Here is a 22,865-nt window from a genome sequence, read left to right as displayed (position 1 = left end):
AAATTTACACAGCATGTCTGCTTGAAATTTATCTTTCTCATTTGCTTTAATTCTTTTTAAAATTAGGAATAACGATAATATGAAATAATGATCGATGTGAATTATCGACCTTTTTAATTTCGAGTAAATTTGGATTTTTCATCCATGGATTTTTCTCAATGTTTTTCATTAAAATAGGGATTAAATGATTAAATTCAGACTCTCCATTCAAAGCAATCTTCCTGTTTTTTAACTGTATATTATTCAAATAAATACCATTGGGTATTATTTTGGTAAGCTCATCAAATAGGCGAATGAAGAAATATCCTTCATTCCTTAATTTTTCCACGAATTCCACCATTTTAGTCATTTCTTTCTTTTTTTTCTTCATCTGGTTAATTTCAAGTATTTTTTCGGCAAAAATATCAATATTCTTTTTAATTTCTTGATTGCGTTTTGTCTGCTCATTATTAAGCCTTGCGAAGTGGTAGTGCATAAGCAAACACATAATCATAATCGATGCGGAAACGATTAATGTGCTGGCTAGAAATTTTCTTTGCTGTGTATTGCGCATTATTTGCCGCCAAGGCAATAAATTCACTTCAATTTGCATGGTACCCCCTTAATGCTAAACCGAACGCAACTAAAAACGATGGAGCTAATTGAGAAAATCGTTCTCTCTGTTGATGACTGACAATCTCAATGCAATTTATCGGATTGGCAACAACGGTTGAGGCTCCAAACCCTTCTCCGATGAATTGGGCTAGTTCATTCAGATTAACCCCCTCTCCAGCGACATAAATCAGATCAATCTCCCTATAATGACAATTAGCGAAAAAGAATTGGAAATTCCTTTTCAAATGCATCAAAGCTAAATCACAAATAGGTTTCAATACAGGGATTAATAACTGATCAGCATCGAAAATTTCATCACGAGCATAGACAACTTTGCCGCCGGTTATGATGCATAAGCGCATAGACCAAGGCCTGATATCAATCACCGCAATCACTGCTTCAGAATTACTTTCATTAATGTGATTAACTGCTCGCGCAATAGCATGAGATTCGATATCAACAATGATAACCTCTAATCCTGAACTCTTAAGCGCTTTAACACGTTTATCAATATTTTCACTCTTGGAAACCACCAGTAACACATCCAACATGCCGAATACTTCACTGGCTCCCAGCACAACAAAATCGACGCTAAGCTCTTCTGAGGAAAACGTAAGCAATTTCTTTGCTTCATGAATGGCCAACTCTTCAAGTTCAAGATCATTTAAGTTGTTAACAAGTTGGATTATTTTGCTAATCACCATCGAATCAGGAACAGCAATCGCTACTTGTCTAGAGGCTGGCTTAATTTCGGATAAAAGGGTTTTAATCGTTGAAGTGAGTACGTCAGTATGGATAATACCCTCTGCTTCAACTGTACTGGGTATCAAAGGCTTACAGCCGAAAGCTTCGATACAAGGCTTTTCATTCTGAGTGGAGATTTCAAGAATTCTGACTGATGTTGAACTAATATCAATACCAAGCATAGAACGAGTCTTGGATTTGAATCGTTTAAACACTATGACTCCATTTTTTTGACGAGTTGGACTGGGTTCTGTTCTTATCAGCTCGTATTTCGCGGAATGCATTAAAAACCAGCAAAAATGATCAGCAGAAACCCTCATTATTTAGCTGAACAAACTTTTCCATTTCTATTCTTCAGCGCGCTTATCATAACTGAGTTATTACAAAAAATAAATTTCTTGTAATCTTAAATTTACTAGAATGAGAGCATGAAAATTGTACTTACTAACCTTCAATAGTCTATCTGTCCAAGGGTTGCGCTTATCGGTTTAATTCAATATAGTGAATGTCGAGGATGTCCAGTTTGTACCAGTTCACAATTACAAGGGAGTTTTCTATGTCTGATCTAAAACGATTAATGCGCTCATTTGCTGCAGCAATCATCTACTATAACGAAACGCAAACTGAAAAAAGTCAATCAGCTGAAGTTTTGCTTGAGAAGCCTTACGTAGAATTGGTAGAAGATTTGAAGCAACTTATTAAAGAAGCCACAACCAACTATGAAACAAGAATTCCAGTCTTGAATTATCTTCTCCACTTAATCACGAAATTTAGACCGTTAATTGATCAGCCTACACCATTAGAAGACTCTGTTTATAAAGACATAGAAGATAATTTGGTTGAGTTCATACTGAATATGCAAAAATTGATGCTGATTTCCCATAGGGCAAAAGCTGAAATTCAATATAATGGAATGACCGTGGAGATGTATGGCTTTATACGCGGGGTTATACAATCTTCGCCATGCGTTTCTGCGCAAGCTATCGAAAGAAAAATTCTTATTCCCTTTGAACTTGCATTCAACACTCAGGAATCACAAGTAAGGGCGAGAATTAAAAATATAGTTGATGCACACAAAAAAGACATTAAGGAGACATGTGAATTACGTGCAGAGGTCACTAAACTTAGGGAGCAAGTAAATGACTTGAAAGAAGAAAAGCGCAAACTTTCTGAATCCGCCCAAGAGCATGAAAAGCAATTTAAAGAGCAATTAAAAATTGTACAGCAAGAGAATAAGGAACTAAAAGAAAAACTGCAAGCCGCGGAAAGTCAGGTTCGCACCGAAGAGGTATCAGCTCAGTCCGGCAATTTAGAGGAAAAAGAAGTAGATTTAGTCGACAGCATGGCACAAAGCAATCCTTTACGGAATAGAGGAAGATCAACACTCCCTCCTGGTTTTTATACTAATTACCAGCGTGGCTCGGCACCTTTATTCTTCCCCGGGCTACTTACTCAGTTTTCGTTTTCTCCTAACCCTACTGCAACTACATCGAATGGGGTGGGAACTATCAAGCCCAATAACACTTAATTGCCTCTCACTTTACCCTCTTTGATTTCAAAGAGGGTAATTAAAAATTATGCATAAGTACCTAATTGATAGCGATTAGATCGACCTCTATCCTGATATTTCACTTAATAATTCGCAAAATACTACTAAATAGCGCTATAATCAGCACATTCGATTTGATAATTTAAATTACTCCTCTCATGAAAAAAGCAGCATATTTCTGGCGCAAAGGCATTTGGGCATTGGTTAGCCTTTTTTTCCTTTTCATCGTTTGCGCTAGCGTGCTTTATCTTTATCTTGAAAGCCAACTTCCAAGTGTTGAATCACTTAAAACAGTCCATTTGCAAGTTCCTTTACGCATTTACACGCAAGATGGATTACTCATTCAAGAATACGGTGAAAAACGACGGATACCGGTTACTTACGAAGAAATCCCCCCCATGTTGATTCATGCGGTTTTAGCAACGGAAGATCAGCGCTTCTTTGAACATCCAGGAGTAGATATTTTTGGCTTAGGACGAGCGACTGTGCGGATGATAAAAACAGGCACAAAGTCTCAAGGCGGTAGTACTATTACCATGCAAGTAGCACGAAATTTCTTTTTAACACGTAAAAAGACCTTCCTACGTAAATTTAATGAAATCTTGCTGGCTATTAAAATTGATCGAGAATTAAGCAAAGAAAAGATTCTTGAGCTTTATCTGAATAAAATCTACCTAGGGAACCGTGCTTATGGTGTGGGCGCTGCGGCAATGGTCTATTATGGTAAAAGCTTAAAAGAACTAAATTTAGCTGAAATAGCGATGATTGCAGGTTTACCACAAGCACCTTCAACTCAAAACCCGATTACTAACCCACTAGCAGCTAAAAAGCGTCGCGACCATGTCCTTGAACGCTTGCTTGAGGAAAAATACATAACCGAAAAAGAATATCAAGAAGCTATACACCAACCTATCACAGCTCAGTACCATAGCACGAACGTACAAGTTAATGCGCCTTATGTCGCTGAAATGATTCGTCAATCCATGTTTGAACATTTTGGGCCTAAGGCCTATACGAAAGGCTATAAAGTATACACAACCATTAAAGGTCCACTTCAAATCGCAGCTAATCAAGTGGTTACCAATAATCTCCTCGCCTACGATCGCCGCCATGGTTATCGAGGCCCCGTTGCAAACATCAGCGGGATGGAAAATCAGTCAGCGGATTCGCTGCACAAAATCCTTGCTCAATATCCCGTGATCAATGATCTTGAACCGGCTGTTATTTTAACTGTGGGTGAAAAAGAAGCCACTGCAGCCACGCGACATGGCCTGAAATTTACTATTCCTTGGGAAGGGTTATCGTGGGCAAGACCCGCGCTGAAAAACGGATGGATGGGCAAAAGCCCTTCTAAAGCAAGCCAAGTGGTTGCCGTAGGTGACATTGTCTACGTCCGTAATCAAAATGATCAATGGCAACTCACGCAGATTCCTCAGGTTGAAGCAGCCTTAGTCGCCCTTAACCCTAATAATGGCGCACTGGAGGCCTTAGTTGGTGGATTTAATTTCCAAAAAAGTAAGTTTAATCGTGCAACTCAATCAGAAAGACAGCCCGGGTCAAGTTTTAAACCTTTCATTTACGCTGCTGCTTTAAATAAAGGCTATACACTTGCTACGCTTGTCAATGATGCGCCAGTGGTCGTTGATGACCCCAGCCAAGCCAACTTATGGCGTCCGCACAACGATAACCTTAAATTTAACGGCCCAACTCGGCTTAAAGAAGCTTTAGTGCGCTCACGTAATTTGGTTTCCATTCGTGTCTTAGATGATATCGGTTTTGATTACGCCATTGACTTTATTAGTCATTTCGGTTTCCGCAAATCAAGCCTTCCAAGAGCCCTTTCTTTAGCCTTAGGCAGCCTTTCAGTAAGTCCATTGGATCTAACAACTGCCTATGCGGTTTTTGCAAATGGCGGCTATAAAGTTGAACCCTTTTTAATTGATCATATTACCGACAACGATGGCAAAATTCTCTTGCAAGCAAAACCAACAGTTGTTTGTAAAAACAATTGTGATCCCTCCAAAATGGATCCTTCTACTTTAGCACCAAGAGTAATTCCAGAGGATGTTGCCTTTTTGATGAATACCGCTTTAAAAGACGTGATCCAACATGGTACAGCACGTGCTGCAAAAGTTTTAAACCGTCAAGACATTGCAGGAAAAACGGGAACAACCAATGACCAAGTGGATGCATGGTTCGCTGGCTTTAATTCAGAAATTGTTGTCACTGCTTGGGTTGGTTTTGATACGCCACAGTCTTTACATGAGTATGCTGCCAATTTAGCCCTGCCTTTATGGATAGATTTCATGAAAGTGGCTTTAGCAAATACCTCAGAAGAAGAACTGACTCAACCCCACAATGTCGTTGCCATGCGCATTGATCCAACCACGGGACTACTCGCCAAAAATAACCAATCCAATGCCATTATTGAGTATTTCCGCGAGCAAGACATTCCAGGTACTGAAGAATCGTCATCATCAACCTCAGTTTACAGTGATCCAAGGATGACCACCGAAAATCCAACAACTCAAGCAGCCGCAGATCCGCAAGAACAAGAAAATTTATTCTGACCGAGCGAAGTCTAAATATGGCAATTGGTTTTTTACCAATTGCCCATATAGCTCCGTTTTTGAATCCGATCCGTGAACGAGGGGATAACACAACCCGCTCTTTTATGCGCTCGATTACTTGAGCGGCTCAGATTGTACAGCCGAACACTTGCACTTCATCCTTGAAACTCAAAGAACCGTCAATTTATCGCTAACCATAATTAATACGATATTTTGGTTACTAATTTGACAAATTCAATTGACATCAATATAATTTGCTGTTTTTTTGATCAAATCAGGGACTGTCCCATGCCCAACACTCCAACTGATTTTTTTTCTCAATTACCTCAAGAAATTTTAGTACGCATCTATTCCAATCTTGGCCTTAAAGAACTTTTAAATGCTTGGTACACTGGTAGAAAAACACAGCAAAGAGCTGTAGAGCAGGTTTTATTTGCAAAAGATGCTCTCGAATTTTACCCAAGTCAAATCAAGATATTGACAATACTCTCCAGGGCGCGTTCGATTTTCAATGGCGATAATGACTACCTAAATGGGTTAGAAAAAAAATTTTCTACGAAGATGAGAAACCCGCAATTAAGCTTCTCCGATCGATTGCGAGGGTTTAAATTGATTAGCAGTATTCGGCTCGTTCCGTTAGACATCACTCTGATAATATCCAAACTTAATGAACAAGATCCGGTCACTTGCAAAGCAGCATTAATTTGTATAACTACCATGGTACCTGCTTTAGAGACAAATGCGCTATCAGCTCTTATTGACCCTGTTATCAATAAACTTCAAGATCCAAGTGTGTTTGTTCGCGAAGCAGCATTAAACTGCCTAACTGCCATGGCACCTGCTTTAGGGAAAAAGACGCTAGCTGCTTTTGTTGAACCTGTTAAATATAAACTCGATGACCAAGATAGGGACGTTCGTCAAGCAGCGTTAGTGTGTTTAGCCACTATGGTACCTGGTTTAGAGAAAGAGACGCTAATTACTCTTGTCGAACCCATTAGAAACAAACTCAATGACCTTTGGGGAGTATGCCAAGCATTAAATTGCTTAACCGCGATGGCACCTGCTTTAGAAAAAGAAACGGTTGCAACTCATATTGAAGCTGTTAAAAACAAACTTGATCACTTTGGATGGGAGGTGCGCAAAACAGCATTAAATTGCTTAGCCACTATGGCGCCTACTCTAGAGAAAGAAACTCTAGCAACTCTTGTTGAACTGATTAAGAATAAACTCAATGACCAGGATTGGAGAGTATGCCAAGCAGCATTACATTGCTTAATCGTCATAACACCCGCTTTAGGGAAAGAGACGCTAACTGCTTTTGTTGAATCTGTTAAGCATAAACTCGATGACCAAGATTGGGATGTTCGTCAAGCAGCATTAGATTGCTTAACCGCCATAACCCCCGCTTTAGACAAAGAGACGCTAGCAGCTTTTGTTGAACCTGTTAAAGATAAACTCGATGACCAAGATAGGGACGTTCGTCAGGCAGCATTAGAGTGCTTAGCCGCTATGGCACCTACTCTAAAGAAAGAAACTTTAGCAACGGTTGTTGAGCCTATTATAAATAAACTGAATGACGAATATGATTCTGTTTACCAAACAGCATTACATTGCTTAGCCGTCATAACACCTGCTTTAGAGAAAGAAACTCTAGCTGCTTTTGTTGAATCTTTAAAAGATAAGCTCGATGACCAAGATTGGGCTGTTGCGGCATTATATTGCTTAGCTACTATGGCACCTGCTTTAGCGAAAGAGACTCTTGCAACGCTTGTTGAACCTATTACACATAAACTCAATGACCAAAATTTTTATGTTCGACTAGCCGCATTACATTGCTTAGCTGCTATGGCACCTGCTTTAGCGAAAGAAACTCTGGAACCTCTTGTCGCGTCTGTTCAAAATAACCTCAAACCACATCTGAATGTTTCCGACGCTGCACTACATTGCTTAGCCACTATGGCAGCAACTTTAGAAAAAGAAACGCTAACAACGCTTGTTGAACCTGTTAAAAGCAAGCTCAATGACTCCAGTTCGCTGGTTCGCGAAACAGCATTACATTGCTTGGCAACCATGATACCTACTTTAGAGAAAAAAACGCTTGCAACGCTTATTGAACCTGTTATCAACAAACTCAATGACAATGTGCGGGATGTTCGCCAAGCAGCATGTCATTTTCTTGCCTTTTTACTAGCTGATACTGAGAGCGCTCCGAAAATAGAGATAGATAGTGCTTCTTTGAATACCAGCGAAGCATTGCTTATTTATGTTGTTTCTGACTGGATTAAACAAATTAACAACGTTTCAATTCAAGCGGAAGCTACGCCGCAATTAGAGCAAGCGAATCTTCACATGTTTTGAGATGTTAGGCTGTGAATGAAAATGTATTATAAAATCCCTTCCTCCCCGCGCTTAGCATGGGAGATGGTCAGCGGGATGGAGAAAACTCCCCCTCTCCCTAGCCCTCTCAGCGGGAGAGGGAATTTTAGAATCAGAACCTGCACTCGCGATAGATTTGATCATCCATTTTAATTGAGTTTAAAGAGGTACTGTTTTGTGGCAAACACTCCAACTGATTTTTTTTCTCCATTACCAATGGAACTTTTGGTATACATTTACTCCAATCTCAGCCCTAAAGCACTTTTAAACGCGTGGGGCGCTCGCAATAAAATACACCAAAGAGCGATAGAGCATGTTTTATTTGCAAAAAATGAGATCGAATTTTATTCAAGCCAAATCAAAGTGCTTACAGCGCTATCCAATTCGCGCACAATAATCAATAATGATGCCGAGTATTTGAAGCAGTTAACCATCAAATTTTCTACTAAGGTAAAAAACCCTAAATTAAGCTTGTCCGATCAATTACGAGGGATGAAACTGCTTAGCACTATTTGGCAAGTTTCGTTAGACACTACTCTAATCACTTCTAAACTAAATAATCCCGACACCTGTCGAAGAACATTAGATTGCTTAGGCGCTTTATCCCCTGCTTTAGGGAAAAAAACTTTAGCAGCTTTTGTTGAATCAGTTATAAGTAAACTCAATGACCCGGATTGGCTTATTCGTAAAGACGTATTGCATTGTTTAACCGCGATGGCATCTACTTTAGATAAAGAAATTCTTGCAACGCTTGTTAAGCCTGTTAATAACAAACTTTATGATGAGGATTTGGATGTTCGCCGAGCAGCAATGAATTGCTTAGCGGCAATTGTACCCGCTTTAGAAAAGGAAGCTCTAACCTCTCTTGTTGAATCTTTTAGGGATAAACTCAATGACCAAAATTTAACTGTTCGCCAAGCAGCATTAAATTGCTTAGCTGCCATGACTCCTACTTTAGAGCAAGAAAAGCTCGCAGCTCTTGTTGAACCTGTTACAAAAAAAATTTACGACCATGAGTGGGATATTCGCCAAGCAGCATTAAATTGTTTGGCAGCGATGGTACCTGCATTAGAGAAAAAAAACCTAGAAACCCTTATTGAGCCTGTTATAAATAAACTCAATGACTTAAGTTCAACCCAAGCAGCATCGAATTGCTTAGCAGCAATAAACTCTGCTTTAGAGAAAAACTCACGTGCAAAAATTGCTGAACTCCTTAAAAATCAACTGGATCACTCAAGTCAAACGGTCCGCCAAGCAGCATTAAACTGTTTAACAACCATTGTACCTACTTTGGAGAAAGAAACGCTCGCAACACTTGTTGAACCTGTTCTAAATAAACTCAATGACCAAAAGCCTGATATTGGACGAGCAGCATTAAATTGCTTAACAGCGATGGTGCCTTCTTTAGAGAATGAAACGCTCACAATGCTTGTTGAAACTGTTACAAGTAACCTTAATGATGAAGATCTAGATGTTCGCCAAGCAGCATTGCATTGCCTAAGAACAATTGCACCAGTATTAGAAGAAGCAACATCAGTCAATCTTGAGGCAATTAAATACAATCTAAACGACCAAGATTGGATGATTCGTCAAGCAGCATTAATTTGCTTAGAGGCGATTACACCTGGTTTAGAGAAAGAGGCGCTGGTTACTCTTGTTGAATCCGTTAAAAACAAACTCAATGACCCAAATCCGCTTATTTGCCAAACCGCATTATATTGTTTGACGGCGATGGTTCCTGATTTAGAAAAAGAAACTCTGATGACTCTTGTTGAATGTGTTGTAAACAAGCTCAATAACCGAGATTCAGAAATAATCAAAGCAGCATTAAATTGCTTAAAAACAATGGTACCGGCTTTAGAGCAAGAAACCCTAGCAACCCTTATTGGACCTGTGATAAATAAATTAAAAAACTTAAGTTGGTCTGTTTGCCAAGTATCATTAAATTGCTTAGAAACAATGACACCCTTTTTAGAGAGGGAAGCGCTAGCAACGCTTGTTGAACTTATTACGAATAACCTCCATGCCTCAAGTCTACTTATTCGCCAAGAAACATGTCATTTCCTCGTTTTTGTATTAGCAAATGCTGATCACGATGTAAAAATAATGATAAACAGTTCTTCACCGAATACAGGCGAAGCATTACTTATACAGACTGTCTCTGACTGGATTAAACAAATATATAATGTTCCGAATCAAGCAGAAGTTACATCACTATCAGAGAAAGAGGCTCTCCAAATGATTATGTTTTGAGATTTTGGGTGTGTGTTGAAATGCAGGTTTTTATAAAATCTCCTCTCCGTGCGACAGCACGGCTTAAGCTTAAAAGCGCCCTCTCCCTAGCCCTCTCCCGCAAGCGGGAGAGGGAATTTTATATGACCGGAACATAAAATCCCCTCTCCTTGCACGGCAGTCTTAAGCTTAAAAAGAACCCTCTCCCTAGCCCTCTCCCGCAAGCGGGAGAGGGAATTTTATATGACCGGAACATAAAATCCCCTCTCCTTGCACGGCAGTCTTAAGCTTAAAAAGAACCCTCTCCCTGGCCCTCTCCCGCAAGCGGGAGAGGGAATTTTATATGACCGGAACATAAAATCCCCTCTCCTTGCACGGCAGTCTTAAGCTTAAAAAGAACCCTCTCCCTGGCCCTCTCCCGCAAGCGGGAGAGGGAGTTTTATATGACCGGAACATCGGTAATAAAAGTAGCCAGTCACAAGAAAACGCACCTTTGAATGACAAAAATAAAACCTATTTCGGCGTAATTAGGTTACTGGATTTAACACTAGCTTGCCAAAGCATCAGTAGCCGCGACGTATTCATAACCAAGCTCGCGAGCCACTGCTTCGTAGGTGATCATACCTTTATGGACGTTGAGACCGTTAAGCAAATGGCCATCGCTCAATAAAGCCAATTTCACACCTTTAGTAACTAAACTCATTACAAATGGCAAAGTTGCATTATTAAGGGCAAACGTTGATGTGCGGGGAACAGCGCCAGGCATGTTCGCGACACAATAATGCACCACATTATCTATTACATAAGTCGGATCTTGGTGAGTAGTTGGCTTACTGGTTTCGAAACAACCGCCTTGATCAATCGCGACATCAACAACCACTGAACCAGGGCGCATGGTTTTTAACATTGACCGAGAGACCAGTTTAGGTGCTGCGGCTCCGGGCACGAGGACTGCTCCGATTACTAAATCAGCCTCTGCTACATATTTCTCCAAAGCTTCAACAGTCGCATATATGGTATTGAGTTTTGAGCCAAACTGAAAATCAAGTTCTCGTAACCGGGATAATGATTTATCCAGTACAATAACCCTTGCTTCCATGCCCATGGCCATACGCACAGCATTAGTACCCACTACGCCACCGCCTATAACAACCACATTAGCTGGAGCAACACCGGGTACACCACCTAGCAAAACACCTGATCCTCCTTGTGCCATCTCAAGACAATGGGCTCCAGCTTGTATCGACATTCGACCCGCCACTTGCGACATTGGCGTTAATAAAGGTAGACCACCGTCATTTTGCGTCACTGTTTCATAAGCAATCGCAGTAGCCCCAGACTCCTTCAGCAGACGGGTTTGTTGAGGATCTGGAGCCAAGTGTAAATAGGTAAACAACGTTTGTCCTTCACGTAAGCGGCGGCATTCAATAGGCTGAGGTTCTTTGACTTTAACAATAAGCTCAGAACGCTCAAAAATCTCATCTGCTGTAGCCACAATTTCTGCTCCGGCAGCACTGTATTCCGCATCGCTAATTCCGATGCCTAACCCTGCACCTTTTTCAACTAGAACAGTGCTTCCAACTCGCACAATCTCTCTTACACTTGCAGGGACAAGGCCCACACGATTCTCTTGTGATTTAATTTCTTTTGGAACACCAACCAACATAATTTATTCCTTCTATAATGTTATAAATTAGCCTTAACTTGCCTGTAATTGCCTAATCATTTGAGGAACCAATTCGAAAAGATCACCAACCAAACCATAATCAGCAATTTGAAAGATAGGCGCTTCTGCATCCTTGTTAATAGCAACAATGACTTTCGAATCCTTCATACCCGCCAAATGTTGTATTGCTCCTGAGATCCCTACAGCGATATATAAATTAGGGGCAACCACTTTTCCTGTTTGGCCAACTTGAAAGTCATTCGGTACAAACCCAGCATCGACCGCAGCTCTTGAAGCCCCTACTGCAGCACCCAGAGCGTCAGCAAGTTCTTCAATTAGTTTAAATTTTTCTGCGCTTTGTAAGCCACGACCACCGGAAACCACAATTTTAGCACTACTTAGATCCGGACGCTCTGAACGACTTAACTCTTGTTTAATGAATCGGGTGTTTTTTTCCTCAAACGATTTATCAATATGCTCGATAGAGCAAGGGCTTTGTTCATCGAGGATACAATCGAAAGCCGTTGTGCGAATAGTCAAGACTTTAATTTTATCTAAAACACGCACTGTCTCAATCGCATTACCTGCGTAAACGGGGTGTTCGAACGTATTTTCATCAATGATTTTACTCACGTCCGAGACTTGGGCGACATCTAATTTAGCCGCTATACGGGGTAATAAATTTTTTCCAAAAGTTGAAGCTGGGGCAAGAATTGCAGAAAAGGAAGCAGCCATTGATACGACTAGCTCACTCATATTTTCTGCCAGCTGATGAGCGAAACTGGGATTATCCACTAACCAAACTGAATGCGCACCGGCCATTTTTGCTGCTTGTTCTGCTACTGTTTTACAGTCATGGCCTGCAACAAGTAAAATTGGGTTGCTGTCCAATTGTAGAGCCGCAGCAAAAGTATTTCGTGTAGCAAGGTGCATTTGTTTGTTATCATGTTCAACGATGACTAAAGTGCTCATGATTTTCTCCCTTGATTAAAGCACTTTGGCTTCATATTTTAATTTTTTAAGTAGTTCCTCAACAGAATCTACTTTTATACCTCCAGTGCGAACGGGCGGCGCCTTCACATCAAGTATTTCAATATGATTTTTAAGGGTTAAGCCCAGCGTTTCTAATTCAATGACAGACAGCGGCTTCGATTTAGCCTTCATAATATTAGGCAAACTAGCATACCGTGGTTCGTTTAATCGAAGATCCACACTCAGCACTGCTGGTAACGTCATACCCAGTGTTTGTAAACCACCATCAATTTCTCGAGTAATTTCTATAAAGCGATCATTTACTTTAAGTTCAGAGATGAAAGTGCCTTGAGGCCAATTCAATAATGCTGCGAGCATTTGTGGGGTTTGATTATTATCGCCATCAATTGCTTGTTTTCCCATTAAGATTAATTCGGCTTGTTCATCGATAGCGATTTTCTGCAAAATTTTTGCAATGTTAAGACTACAGTAATTCGTTTCGGTCTTGATTAGAATTGCACGATTGGCACCCAATGCTAAAGCATTTCTAAGTGTTTCTTGGGTAGCCTCAGGTCCTATGGATACTGCTATGACTTCTGTTGCAACCTTTTGCTCAAGCAATCGAACGGCCTGTTCCATAGCAATTTCATCAAAAGGATTCATGGACATTTTGACGTTTTGTTTTTCCACACCTTTGCCATCCGCCCGAACCCGGACTTTGACATAAGGGTCTATCACCCGCTTCACTGCAACTAGAATTTTCATAGTTCCTCACTGGAAATACTAAGTCAGTCCAGCATATTGCCAGAGGTAATGGCTTGAATTCAATACTTGAGTCAGGGTCTAACAGCCTATTTTTAAAGTTTGTAAATACTCACTAAAAGGCTGACCTACCTCAGCATGGGACATACCGAACTCAACCGTTGCCTGCAAATAGCCTAGCTTCGATCCGCAATCATAACGCTTCCCAAGAAATTGAAAAGCTTGGACAGATTGTTCTTGTAATAACTGTCGAATACCATCAGTTAATTGAATTTCACCTCGCTGATCCGCAACAGTCCCTTTAAGACAGTCAAAAATATCCGGGGTAAAAATATAACGCCCCACAGCCGCAAGGTTAGAAGGTGCTAACTCTCTCTGTGGTTTTTCGACCATATCGATTATCCTGAAATAATTTTCAGCAGTATCAGCCGCTTGCACGACGCCGTAGTGGCTGACATCAAGCCAAGGAACAGGCTGGACAGCCACGATGGAATATCCATCGTTTTTGAAATGTTCAGCCATTAATGAAAGACAGGGTAACCTTGAATCATCAATTAAATCATCCGCTAGCAAAACAGCAAAAGGGTCTCGACCCACCACATGTTCGGCACAAAGAATTGCATGCCCTAAACCCAAAGGCTGATGCTGCCTCACGTAAGAAAAATGAATTCCGGGAGGGGAAACACCTCTGACCACTTCAAGCAACTCTTCTTTACCTTGCTCTTGTAACCGAGCTTCTAATTCAAAGTGATTATCAAAATGATCTTCTATGGCACGCTTGCTTGAACTGGTAATAAAAATCATATGAGTAATACCAGCACGAACTGCTTCTTCTACGGCATATTGGATCAATGGCTTATCAACAATTGGCAGCATCTCCTTCGGATTAGCTTTTGTTACGGGTAAAAAACGTGAACCCAACCCAGCAACTGGAAATACAGCTTTCTTCACTTGCATAATCAATACGCTCCTTCGATCAAGATGCGATGCACGTTTCTGTAGAGACACTCACAATGGGTGGGCGCCCTACCGAATAATAACCAGCTAATTTTGCGTTTTTCACTGCCGATAATTGATAACAATTACGACCATCAAATAGCGGTGCATCACCTAACTTAACTTTTAGTAAATCAAGAGGATAATTTTTAAATTGTGGCCATTCAGTAGCAATGACTAAGGCATCTAAATTTTTAGCAAAAACCGCTTCAGCTGACTCACACCAAATAATCGCGAAACTATCTCCTAGCAATCGTTGGGCTGCGGGCATTGCAACTGGATCAAAAACGCGGAGCTTAGCACCTGCCTGCAATAAGGCTTCAATAGCAACTAAACTGCTTGCTTCCCGCAAATCATCGGTTCCAGGTTTAAAAGATAAACCCCAAAAACCAATCGTTAATCCTTTTAAGTCCTGCTTAAAATGCTTAGCCAGCCGATCAAAAATCCAGTTTTTTTGTAGAGAGTTGATTGATTCAATCGCATCTAATAAATTGGTATCCACATCTACTCTTTTGGCTGTCTGAATCAATGCGCGGACATCTTTCGGAAAGCATGATCCGCCATAACCGATTCCTGCGTTAAGAAAATGAGGGCCAATGCGATAGTCCAGTCCAATTCCTTGCCGGATGTCATCAATGTTTGCTCCCAGTTCATCGGCGAGTCGGCTGATTTGATTAATAAAGCTGATTCGACAGGCCAGCATGGCATTGGCCGAATATTTAGTCAATTCTGCAGAACGCCGGCTCATACATAGAATAGACACCCCTTGCTCCGCCAGGGGTAGATACATCTGCTTTAAGACCGACAGTGGTTGCTCTTTCCCCCCTAATATCACACGATCCGCACATAAAAAATCCTGAACTGCAGTGCCCTCTCGCAAAAACTCAGGGTTGGAAACAACCTCTATTTTAATAGTCCTGTTACAACGCGCTAACTGCTCATTGATATGATTTTGAATTTCATCACCCGTTCCTACAGGTACGGTTGATTTAATCACTAAAATACAGTCCTCTTGGGCTTCTTGGGCTATTCTTGATGAAACAGAAAATACTTGCGATAAATCAGCGTTCCCGTCAGCAAGGCTCGGTGTGCCTGTTGCAATAATATGCACTTGTGCGTGCATTATTGCAGTGGATAAATCAACCGTAAATGCAAGCCGACCATGGGCAAGTTGCTCTTTCAATAGTTCTGGAAGCTGCTCTTCATAAATTGGGCATTGCCCTTGAGCAAGCATATTCACTCTCGATTCATTGATATCGGCACAAACCACATCATGACCCAATTTTGCTAGGCAAACAGAAGACACTAAACCGACGTACCCAGCTCCGTAAACTGCGATAATCATAGGGATCTCAAAAATAAAATATGCACTGTGGCAAATAGATGAAAGTAACAATTGTTGCCAATAATAGTTATTTTGTCGAGCTTTTGTATTGTATACTGACATCCCGACTTATTCACGGGAGCAATTATATCCCGCCAAATAAATATGTTTGACAATAATTCAATTGAACAACAGCCATGGCTCCATAAACCAGCACTCGTTTTATTCTTGTTTACCTCTCTTGTGTTTTTTATTCGTCTTTTTTTGCGAGGTTCAATTTTAGAGATTGACGAAGCGGAGCAAATTGTCATGGCTCAACACCTTCTACCTGGTTATCCCGATCAGCCCCCACTCTATTCTTGGCTTCAATATCTTTTTTTTAAGCTGCTAGGCCGAAATCTCATGAGTCTTGCTTTGTTAAAATCAATATTGCTCTTCGGATGCTTTTATAGTTTTCACCATATTTGTCGCCTCTATTGCCAATCCGCTTCATTAGCTTGGTGCGCGACAATGAGTTGGGTGTTCATTCCTGCGATTAGCCTTGATTTAATAAAGGACAATACGCATTCTGTCTTAGCTTTATTCGCTGCATCTGTCACTTGGTATTGGTTCGTTGCTCCCTCTAACTTAGCCAAAGCGGTGTGGTATGCCATTTTAGGATTCATTATTGGTATTGGGTTCTTATCTAAATTTAATTACGTTATTTTTCTCATATTGCTTATATCTAGCGCAATTTCGTTGTCAGATTATCGAAAAAAAATAGTCGATTGGCATATCATTATCACTTTACTCCTTGCTGGGTTGATTGCTAGCCCCTATTTTTTATTTGTAATTGACTCTCCCAATCTTGCCTTTCGAAGCGCATACAAATTAACTAGCGATAGAAACCTGCTGTTAGGCTTTATTCATTTGATAAGAGCATGTCTGATTTTCCTTGCACCAATGATCCTCATTACTTATCTATTTTTTCCGATAAAGAAATTTTCATCATCACCCTCCCCCTTACATTCCTTACTTGTTCGTTATCATGTTCTTTGCTTGCTGCTTTTAATTTCGCTGATTTTTTTCAGTGGTATGGGTAATTTTGCAACTCGCTGGTTAATACCTATCCTTTTTTTAGGCCCACTTTTGCTCTTTAGACAAGTTAAACTAACAGATGAATTAAAACCAAGAGTGAGGTATTTTTTGATTTTGGCTTTATCTATTCAATTGATTTTTCTTATGTTGTTAATACAGCGAGGCCACAACGAGCATAAAATGCAAGATGAATTTCTCATTAGAGAAATGAGGCATGCTATTAGCACAGAGCATCATCAAACAGAATACGTAGTCGCTGATTCCCTATGGCTGTTGGGAAATTTTATGTTACAGCTACCTCATCATAAAGGATGGCTACTGCATCCTGCTACTTATCCAAAATTGCCTCGTGGTAATTCATTACTGATTTGGCAAACTTCTGTACGACCAATCTGGATCGATTTTTTTACGGTGATGCAACCGGAAATCAGTGGCATAACCCAAATAGAAAACCCCAATAACCATCGTGTCATTGGAGGGTATGCGTATTCTGCGGTTAAATAAATTGCTGCCAATAGCGCTTCACGTACATGAGCCCACAATCAAATTAGCTGGGGATTTTACTCTCTTTTTGGGACAACCCAGATTGCCTTACTCTAAAACGAGTTGCCTGCTCACGATGGATCAAATATAAATTACGCGCATAAATAAAGACACCGGTGGATTGTCCTAGGATAAAGACTGGGTCTCGTTTGTAAATTGAATACAGCAAGAGCGTAATACCGCCAAATAAGCTGAGGTACCAAAAAGCAACCGGAATAACACTTTTTTTCACTTTTTCGCTGACCAGCCACTGGACGATAAAACGTGCGGAAAATATCCCCTGCCCAATAAAGCCTATGGCGAGCCAAAGATAATTACTGTTCATTTGTGGTCACCTCCGGTGCACAAGGACGTTTTAGCAACCAGCGAACACCCATTAAATCGTGTATACCAACAAATAAGCGATTCATTACCCCGTACTTGGATACGCCATGTCTGCGCGGCCGATGGTTCACAGGTAAATTTATTAACTTAAATCCTGCTCTTTTAAATAAAGCAGGCAAAAATCGGTGTAAATGATTGAAATGCGGGAGCGCTAAAAACGCGTCGCGTGGAAATAATTTTAAACTGCATCCTGTATCAGGACATTCATCATTCAATAGCCGGCGCCTAACACTATTACCAATCAGTGAAGAAAGTTTGCGTAAACTATTATCATCTCTTTTTTTACGATTACCTAAAACAACAGTATTTGAGTCTTGCAATTGTTCAAACAGGCGAGGGATATCAGCCGGATCATTCTGGCCATCACCATCTAAAGTAACGAGCATCGAATAGCGTGCGGCCCGGGCACCACTTAGTAAGGCAGCACTTTGACCATAATTACGCTTATGGTATACAACGTGCAAATTGATGTGTCTCTGTGATAACATTTTTAATTGTGCGATCGTGCCATCTGTGCTTCCATCGTCAACAAAAATCACTTCATAAACAAAACGGTCTGCGGGTAATGCTGCTACAATTTCCTGATACAATGCTTCAACGTTATCAACCTCATTGTAAACAGGAATAATGATAGACACTTCTCTTAGTTGATTTGAAGACATTTAACTTACCTAGGGTAGCAAAGTTTAAGCATTATACTCAAGTTGCCACGCCGGAGCTAGCCACGACTTGCGTTGCAAAATATTACGCAAAATCCCTACTTCGATCAAAGCTAGGTATGCAGCAAATAACACATCACTCAGATAATGGTGGCTTAGAAAAACCCTTGATAAAGCCACTGTTACACCCAACAAGACAAACCAATAAAAATATCGCGGAAACAAAATACATAAACCAAAGATAACGCTCATAATAGTCGTTGTGTGGCCTGAGGGAAGTGACCAAAAATTGGCGTTCCATTTGAGCCCATAGAAGCCATACAATTGGCTATCTAAAAACAACCGGGGGCGGGCACGCCCTAAAACCAGTTTAAGCAATATGCAGATTAATCCTGTGATGATTACACAGATCAATAAAAACCAAGCACGCGCTTCTCTCATCGGATTTTTCAAAATAAAACGAAAGCATAACGCTAAAACCAAAAACGTAGGGACATATACCCCTCCTAATCCCAAACGGGTTAGAAAATTTAAAATCGGGATATGATTCCTTAAATCAATGACATAGAAATAATAGGCGATAGGTTTATCGAGATAAAAAAACAACACCGCAATTAACCCAAAATACAGAGCCATAACCAGAGGCTTAGTCATGATTGTGTAGAGACGATCAAAGGGTGTCATAAGCAACTCCAGGGCTTTTGCTACTAACCAAAAAAAGCTCAACCCAACGTCCTTTACTGTAATTAAATCCTTTGTTTCGACCTAAAACAGCTAAATCCATCGGACTATTACTCCAATTGGCAAAAGTAGTTGCATCTATCAAGGCAAGGCGCGAAGGATCAGATTGCAAAATTGGCAAAGCGACTATGCCATTCACAAATTGGACTAATCGGGTGTTTAAATTAAACACCAAACTCGGTTCTTCAAAACCGACTACAAGTAAAGGCTTGTCATCAGAAACTGCTTTTCTATCAATAAGCTGTACAAGATTGCTAGTAAGCCATACTGGTTTGAGCTGAGGAAGAAGCGTAGTAAAAATAAGCGGGTAACTGATAAGGGCCACGAAAAGGATCGTGAGGCATGCCCGCTGATAAATTCCATTCCATGCAAAGAAAACTGCCATAATGCTGAAAGCTATCATTGTTACGCAGAGAATGAGGCTTGCCATCGTAAATTGCTGCATCACCAAATAAGGTAAGCTTGTTAAGCTTATTGCTAAACCTGCTGACAACACTACCCAGAGTACTTGAAGTAGATGTACCCACTTCCCTGGTTTTTTGCCAGCATCTCCCTGAATTGCCAAAGCACAAAGTAAAGCGATCGCAGGGAAGGTCGGAAGGATGTATTGAGGAAGCTTTGTCGGCATGAGCTCAAAAAAAACCCAAGTAGGAACAATCCAAGCCAATAAAAATTTAACTATTTTTTCTCGACGGTGTTTGACGGCATGAACCCCGGCTTGCCATAAAAACAGCGAAGCAGGCCAGAATGTTAACGGCAGAATTAACAGGTGAAAGAGAGGGGGTTTCCCATGGGACTCGTGCCCACCTTTTAACTTAGGAAGCAAATCTCTATGAATCATTTGCAAAAGGTAGTTTGAATTTTCTGCAGCATTGACCATGAGTATCCAGGCAAGGCTAAGCACCCCAAATAACAATAATCCTTTAATCACATGTAAACCGCCCAACCAATTGACTCGCTTTTCAAAAAGGCACAATGTGATTATCGATAAAACACCTATTAAAGGAGTAACCCCTTTCAACACAAGCCCGTAGGCCATTGCGAGCCAAAAACAAAGAGCCCAACCCCAGTGTGCCTGTTTGTTCTCTGTTCCTCTTTGATAAATCACCCAAAGAGCCCCTTGCATCAGCATCACTGAGGACAACAAAGAAGCATCTATCACGGCCATGTGGCTTTCCGCAGCTAACAGCAACGTTGAAGCAAGCATTGCTGCTGCCATTATTGCAACTTTTTGTCCAAGAAAACGACGAGAAAAAAAGTAAGTCAATAGGATTGAAAACAAAGCACCTAGTAATGAAGGGATACGATAAGGCCATATAGTACTTGCATCAGGATTGCTAAATAATTTTACTGAAGCAGCTTGTAACCAATTAATTCCTGGGGGTTTGCGAAAGCGCGTAGTCTCTTGAAAACGAATCTGGAAATAGTTACCTGTTTGTATCATCTGCCTGCTTGCTTGAGCAAAATGGGCTTCGTCCCTGTCTAAAACAGGCATTTTGGCAATACCTGGCAATAGGAGTAACAAGGAAAAGCACACTAGGAGCAAGTAATTATTTAATTTAGGCAATGTCATCGGGTTCGTAGAATGTATGATGTCTAACGAGTTAGCGAGTATATAGTAGCTCTTAATCAAAATAAATTGCTAACGATTAACAATCGCCAACTATTAAGCTATTCTTGACTCATGTTGCACCAAATAATATCAATAATATTTTATGTTAGTTTATTTGTTTTTTATATATTCATATTAGTCAATATGTGCATGAAATATGTCTTCTAATTATATGATTGTAACAAGCGCATTATCTTACCCTATCATATCGGTGAATACTCACAGGTGTTTTGAACTAAAACCAAAACTTGAGCAGAGGAGCAACTATCCGGTAGAATTAGCTTTCTCTTAAACAATGCGCGCCATTCATGCTTGAATTATCAACCGTCCAGCGAATTGTCATTTGGATACTGCCTGTACTTTTCGCAATCACGATCCATGAAGCTGCACACGCTTGGGTAGCCTCTCGTTTTGGTGATACCACAGCCAAAATGCTTGGACGATTGAGCTTTAACCCGTTAAAACATATTGACCTGATTGGCACTATACTCGTTCCAATCATAGTGCTCTTATTAAGCCAGTTCAGTTTCGTATTTGGTTGGGCAAAACCTGTCCCAATTAATGCTTCATTACTTCGTAATCCTCGTCGGGATTTAGCTCTTGCTACGGCGGCTGGTCCCTTATCTAACCTGATAATGGCTTTATTATGGGCTATTTGCCTTAAATTAGGGATAGCCTTGAATCCTCTCACCTCCAGTGCAGCTTTGTTTATGGTGCTAACAGGGCAAGCAGGTGTGATCATTAATTTTGTTTTAGCTTACCTGAATTTAGTTCCTATCCCGCCATTAGATGGAAGCCGCATTGTTGCAAGCCTTTTGCCCTTAAAGCAAGCAATTCAATACCAGAAAATTGAGCCTTATGGTTTCTTTATCCTTCTGGCACTTATTTTCACTGGCGCCCTAGGTTGGTTTATTCTTCCTCTTCTACGCTGGTCAATGGCTGGAATCTACGCATTATTTGGAATATGAAAATTCTCGCAGATGCTAGTTTACCCGAATTAGTTGAGGCATTCCCGAAGCCTTTTGAGCTCAGCACCTATCTGCATGCGAACGAGATCCCCAACCTTCTTAAAGACCAGCAAATTTTGCTTTGCCGTTCAACGCTCCAAGTTAATGAATCTCTTTTGAAAGGTCACTCCCTACGTTATGTTGCCACTGCAAGTTCTGGCACTGATCATATCGATTCGCTTTACCTGATAAATAACGCCATTGAATTAATCGATGCGAAAGGAAGTAATGCTGTAGCCGTGGCTGATTATGTGATTGCTTCACTTGCATTTTTACAAAAATATAAAGGATTTAGTGGATTAAAAGCAGGCGTCATTGGTGTCGGGGAAGTGGGTGAAAAAGTTGTGAAACGTCTGGCAGCTGCAGGGATGGAAGTACATAGCTATGATCCGCTTAGAAGTGAAAACGATCCTCATTTTTTTAGCTGTACCCTGGATACGATCACCCAATGCGATCTCGTTTGTATTCATGCGAATTTACACGATAACCCTCCCTATTCAAGCCGAAACCTTTTTGACAAGCGATTACTTAATCGGCTTAAGCCCAATGCGGTGATTATCAATGCATCACGTGGAGGAATAGTGAATGAGGAGGCATTATTACAGCAAAAAAAACCGATAATTTACTGTACCGATGTTTATTATAATGAACCTGACATCAATCCGGAAATTATTAGACTTGCAACACTTTGTACCCCTCATATTGCAGGACACAGCCTTGAAGCTAAGTGCGAGGCCGTTCGTATGGTAAGCAGGAAACTACATACCCGCCTTCACCTTAGCTCTCCTACCTTTAGCGAGCCTGCCATTGAGGCAACAAATTTATCCAACACATTTAAACACTGGCAAGATATTGCTCTACATCTCTATAATCCGTTTGAAGAAACCAATTTTATGAAATCTGCAAACAATCTTCAGCAAAGCTTTTTAAATTTGCGCAAGGCTCACCAAAAACGCCATGATTTTTGTAGGTACCCGTTGCCATTTATTGATGAGCAGATAAAGGAAATACTCGGCTTGTAATAGATTAGATTCCCTATGTTGAATTTAGCTAAAGG

The 22,865-nt window shown here is 40.6% G+C and carries 18 protein-coding genes; 7 read left to right on the top strand and 11 right to left on the bottom strand.

Annotated elements, in window-relative coordinates; translation table 11 throughout:
- Window positions 1–46 precede the first annotated feature (46 nt).
- The gene (locus tag LMI_RS05475) at window positions 47–592 is read right to left on the bottom strand and encodes a PilN domain-containing protein (protein ID WP_045098896.1); all 546 of its coding nucleotides are present in this window, start codon (window positions 590–592) and stop codon (window positions 47–49) included.
- Window positions 582–1,553 (bottom strand): type IV pilus biogenesis protein PilM, encoded by a 972-nt coding sequence (pilM, locus tag LMI_RS05470; protein ID WP_161939854.1) that lies wholly within the window; start codon window positions 1,551–1,553, stop codon window positions 582–584. The genes LMI_RS05475 and pilM overlap by 11 nt, the downstream gene beginning before the upstream one ends.
- A gap of 341 nt (window positions 1,554–1,894) precedes the next feature.
- Between pilM and LMI_RS05465 the strand changes: the two genes are divergently transcribed.
- The 4 genes from LMI_RS05465 to LMI_RS05450 all read left to right on the top strand — a co-directional run bounded on the left by LMI_RS05465 (window position 1,895) and on the right by LMI_RS05450 (window position 10,086).
- Window positions 1,895–2,866 (top strand): hypothetical protein, encoded by a 972-nt coding sequence (locus tag LMI_RS05465; protein ID WP_045098894.1) that lies wholly within the window; start codon window positions 1,895–1,897, stop codon window positions 2,864–2,866.
- Between the two features lie 179 nt (window positions 2,867–3,045).
- The gene (locus tag LMI_RS05460; protein WP_074454204.1) at window positions 3,046–5,457 is read left to right on the top strand and encodes a penicillin-binding protein 1A; all 2,412 of its coding nucleotides are present in this window, start codon (window positions 3,046–3,048) and stop codon (window positions 5,455–5,457) included.
- 288 nt (window positions 5,458–5,745) lie between these two features.
- The gene (locus tag LMI_RS05455; protein WP_045098893.1) at window positions 5,746–7,815 is read left to right on the top strand and encodes a HEAT repeat domain-containing protein; all 2,070 of its coding nucleotides are present in this window, start codon (window positions 5,746–5,748) and stop codon (window positions 7,813–7,815) included.
- Between the two features lie 195 nt (window positions 7,816–8,010).
- Window positions 8,011–10,086 carry a HEAT repeat domain-containing protein gene (locus LMI_RS05450; RefSeq protein WP_045098892.1) on the top strand — a complete coding sequence of 692 codons (2,076 nt, stop codon included), beginning with the start codon at window positions 8,011–8,013 and terminating at the stop codon, window positions 10,084–10,086.
- A gap of 526 nt (window positions 10,087–10,612) precedes the next feature.
- Here LMI_RS05450 and ald read toward each other — a convergent pair.
- The 5 genes from ald to LMI_RS05425 all read right to left on the bottom strand — a co-directional run bounded on the left by ald (window position 10,613) and on the right by LMI_RS05425 (window position 15,806).
- Window positions 10,613–11,731, bottom strand: coding sequence for an alanine dehydrogenase (gene ald, locus LMI_RS05445; RefSeq protein WP_045098891.1), 1,119 nt, complete (start codon window positions 11,729–11,731; stop codon window positions 10,613–10,615).
- Window positions 11,732–11,764: 33 nt separating this feature from the next.
- Entirely contained in the window at window positions 11,765–12,703 is a 939-nt protein-coding gene (locus tag LMI_RS05440) for an electron transfer flavoprotein subunit alpha/FixB family protein (protein WP_045098890.1), read from the bottom strand.
- A gap of 15 nt (window positions 12,704–12,718) precedes the next feature.
- Entirely contained in the window at window positions 12,719–13,468 is a 750-nt protein-coding gene (locus LMI_RS05435) for an electron transfer flavoprotein subunit beta/FixA family protein (protein WP_045098889.1), read from the bottom strand.
- A gap of 78 nt (window positions 13,469–13,546) precedes the next feature.
- Window positions 13,547–14,425, bottom strand: a complete 879-nt coding sequence (gene galU / locus LMI_RS05430; RefSeq protein ID WP_416419542.1) for a UTP--glucose-1-phosphate uridylyltransferase GalU — start codon at window positions 14,423–14,425, stop codon at window positions 13,547–13,549.
- Between the two features lie 16 nt (window positions 14,426–14,441).
- The gene (locus LMI_RS05425; RefSeq protein ID WP_045100587.1) at window positions 14,442–15,806 is read right to left on the bottom strand and encodes a UDP-glucose dehydrogenase family protein; all 1,365 of its coding nucleotides are present in this window, start codon (window positions 15,804–15,806) and stop codon (window positions 14,442–14,444) included.
- A 144-nt stretch (window positions 15,807–15,950) separates the two neighbouring features.
- On the opposite strand from LMI_RS05425, the gene LMI_RS05420 reads away from it, so the two are divergent.
- Window positions 15,951–17,366: an ArnT family glycosyltransferase gene (locus LMI_RS05420; protein WP_045098887.1), complete on the top strand. Its 1,416-nt coding sequence runs from the start codon at window positions 15,951–15,953 to the stop codon at window positions 17,364–17,366.
- 43 nt (window positions 17,367–17,409) lie between these two features.
- Here LMI_RS05420 and LMI_RS05415 read toward each other — a convergent pair whose 3' ends face one another.
- Genes LMI_RS05415 through LMI_RS05400 form a run of 4 tightly spaced genes read right to left on the bottom strand, consistent with a single transcriptional unit; the run spans window position 17,410 to window position 20,762 of the window.
- Entirely contained in the window at window positions 17,410–17,730 is a 321-nt protein-coding gene (locus LMI_RS05415) for a lipid-A-disaccharide synthase N-terminal domain-containing protein (protein ID WP_045098886.1), read from the bottom strand.
- Window positions 17,720–18,451, bottom strand: a complete 732-nt coding sequence (locus LMI_RS05410) for a glycosyltransferase family 2 protein (protein WP_045098885.1) — start codon at window positions 18,449–18,451, stop codon at window positions 17,720–17,722. Before LMI_RS05410 ends, LMI_RS05415 begins: the two co-directional genes overlap by 11 nt.
- Window positions 18,452–18,475: 24 nt before the next feature.
- Window positions 18,476–19,132, bottom strand: a complete 657-nt coding sequence (locus tag LMI_RS05405) for a phosphatase PAP2 family protein (protein WP_045098884.1) — start codon at window positions 19,130–19,132, stop codon at window positions 18,476–18,478.
- Window positions 19,119–20,762 carry an ArnT family glycosyltransferase gene (locus LMI_RS05400; RefSeq protein WP_058393252.1) on the bottom strand — a complete coding sequence of 548 codons (1,644 nt, stop codon included), beginning with the start codon at window positions 20,760–20,762 and terminating at the stop codon, window positions 19,119–19,121. The genes LMI_RS05405 and LMI_RS05400 overlap by 14 nt, the downstream gene beginning before the upstream one ends.
- A gap of 347 nt (window positions 20,763–21,109) precedes the next feature.
- On the opposite strand from LMI_RS05400, the gene LMI_RS05395 reads away from it, so the two are divergent.
- Window positions 21,110–21,769 carry a site-2 protease family protein gene (locus LMI_RS05395; RefSeq protein WP_045098882.1) on the top strand — a complete coding sequence of 220 codons (660 nt, stop codon included), beginning with the start codon at window positions 21,110–21,112 and terminating at the stop codon, window positions 21,767–21,769.
- A complete protein-coding gene (locus LMI_RS05390) occupies window positions 21,766–22,830 on the top strand; it encodes a 4-phosphoerythronate dehydrogenase (protein ID WP_045098881.1) in 1,065 nt (354 codons plus the stop codon). The genes LMI_RS05395 and LMI_RS05390 overlap by 4 nt, the downstream gene beginning before the upstream one ends.
- Window positions 22,831–22,865 lie beyond the last annotated feature (35 nt).

Origin of the sequence: Legionella micdadei, assembly GCF_000953635.1 — a bacterium.
Lineage (GTDB): Bacteria > Pseudomonadota > Gammaproteobacteria > Legionellales > Legionellaceae > Tatlockia > Tatlockia micdadei.
This window is presented reverse-complemented; position numbering and strand designations above follow the sequence as displayed.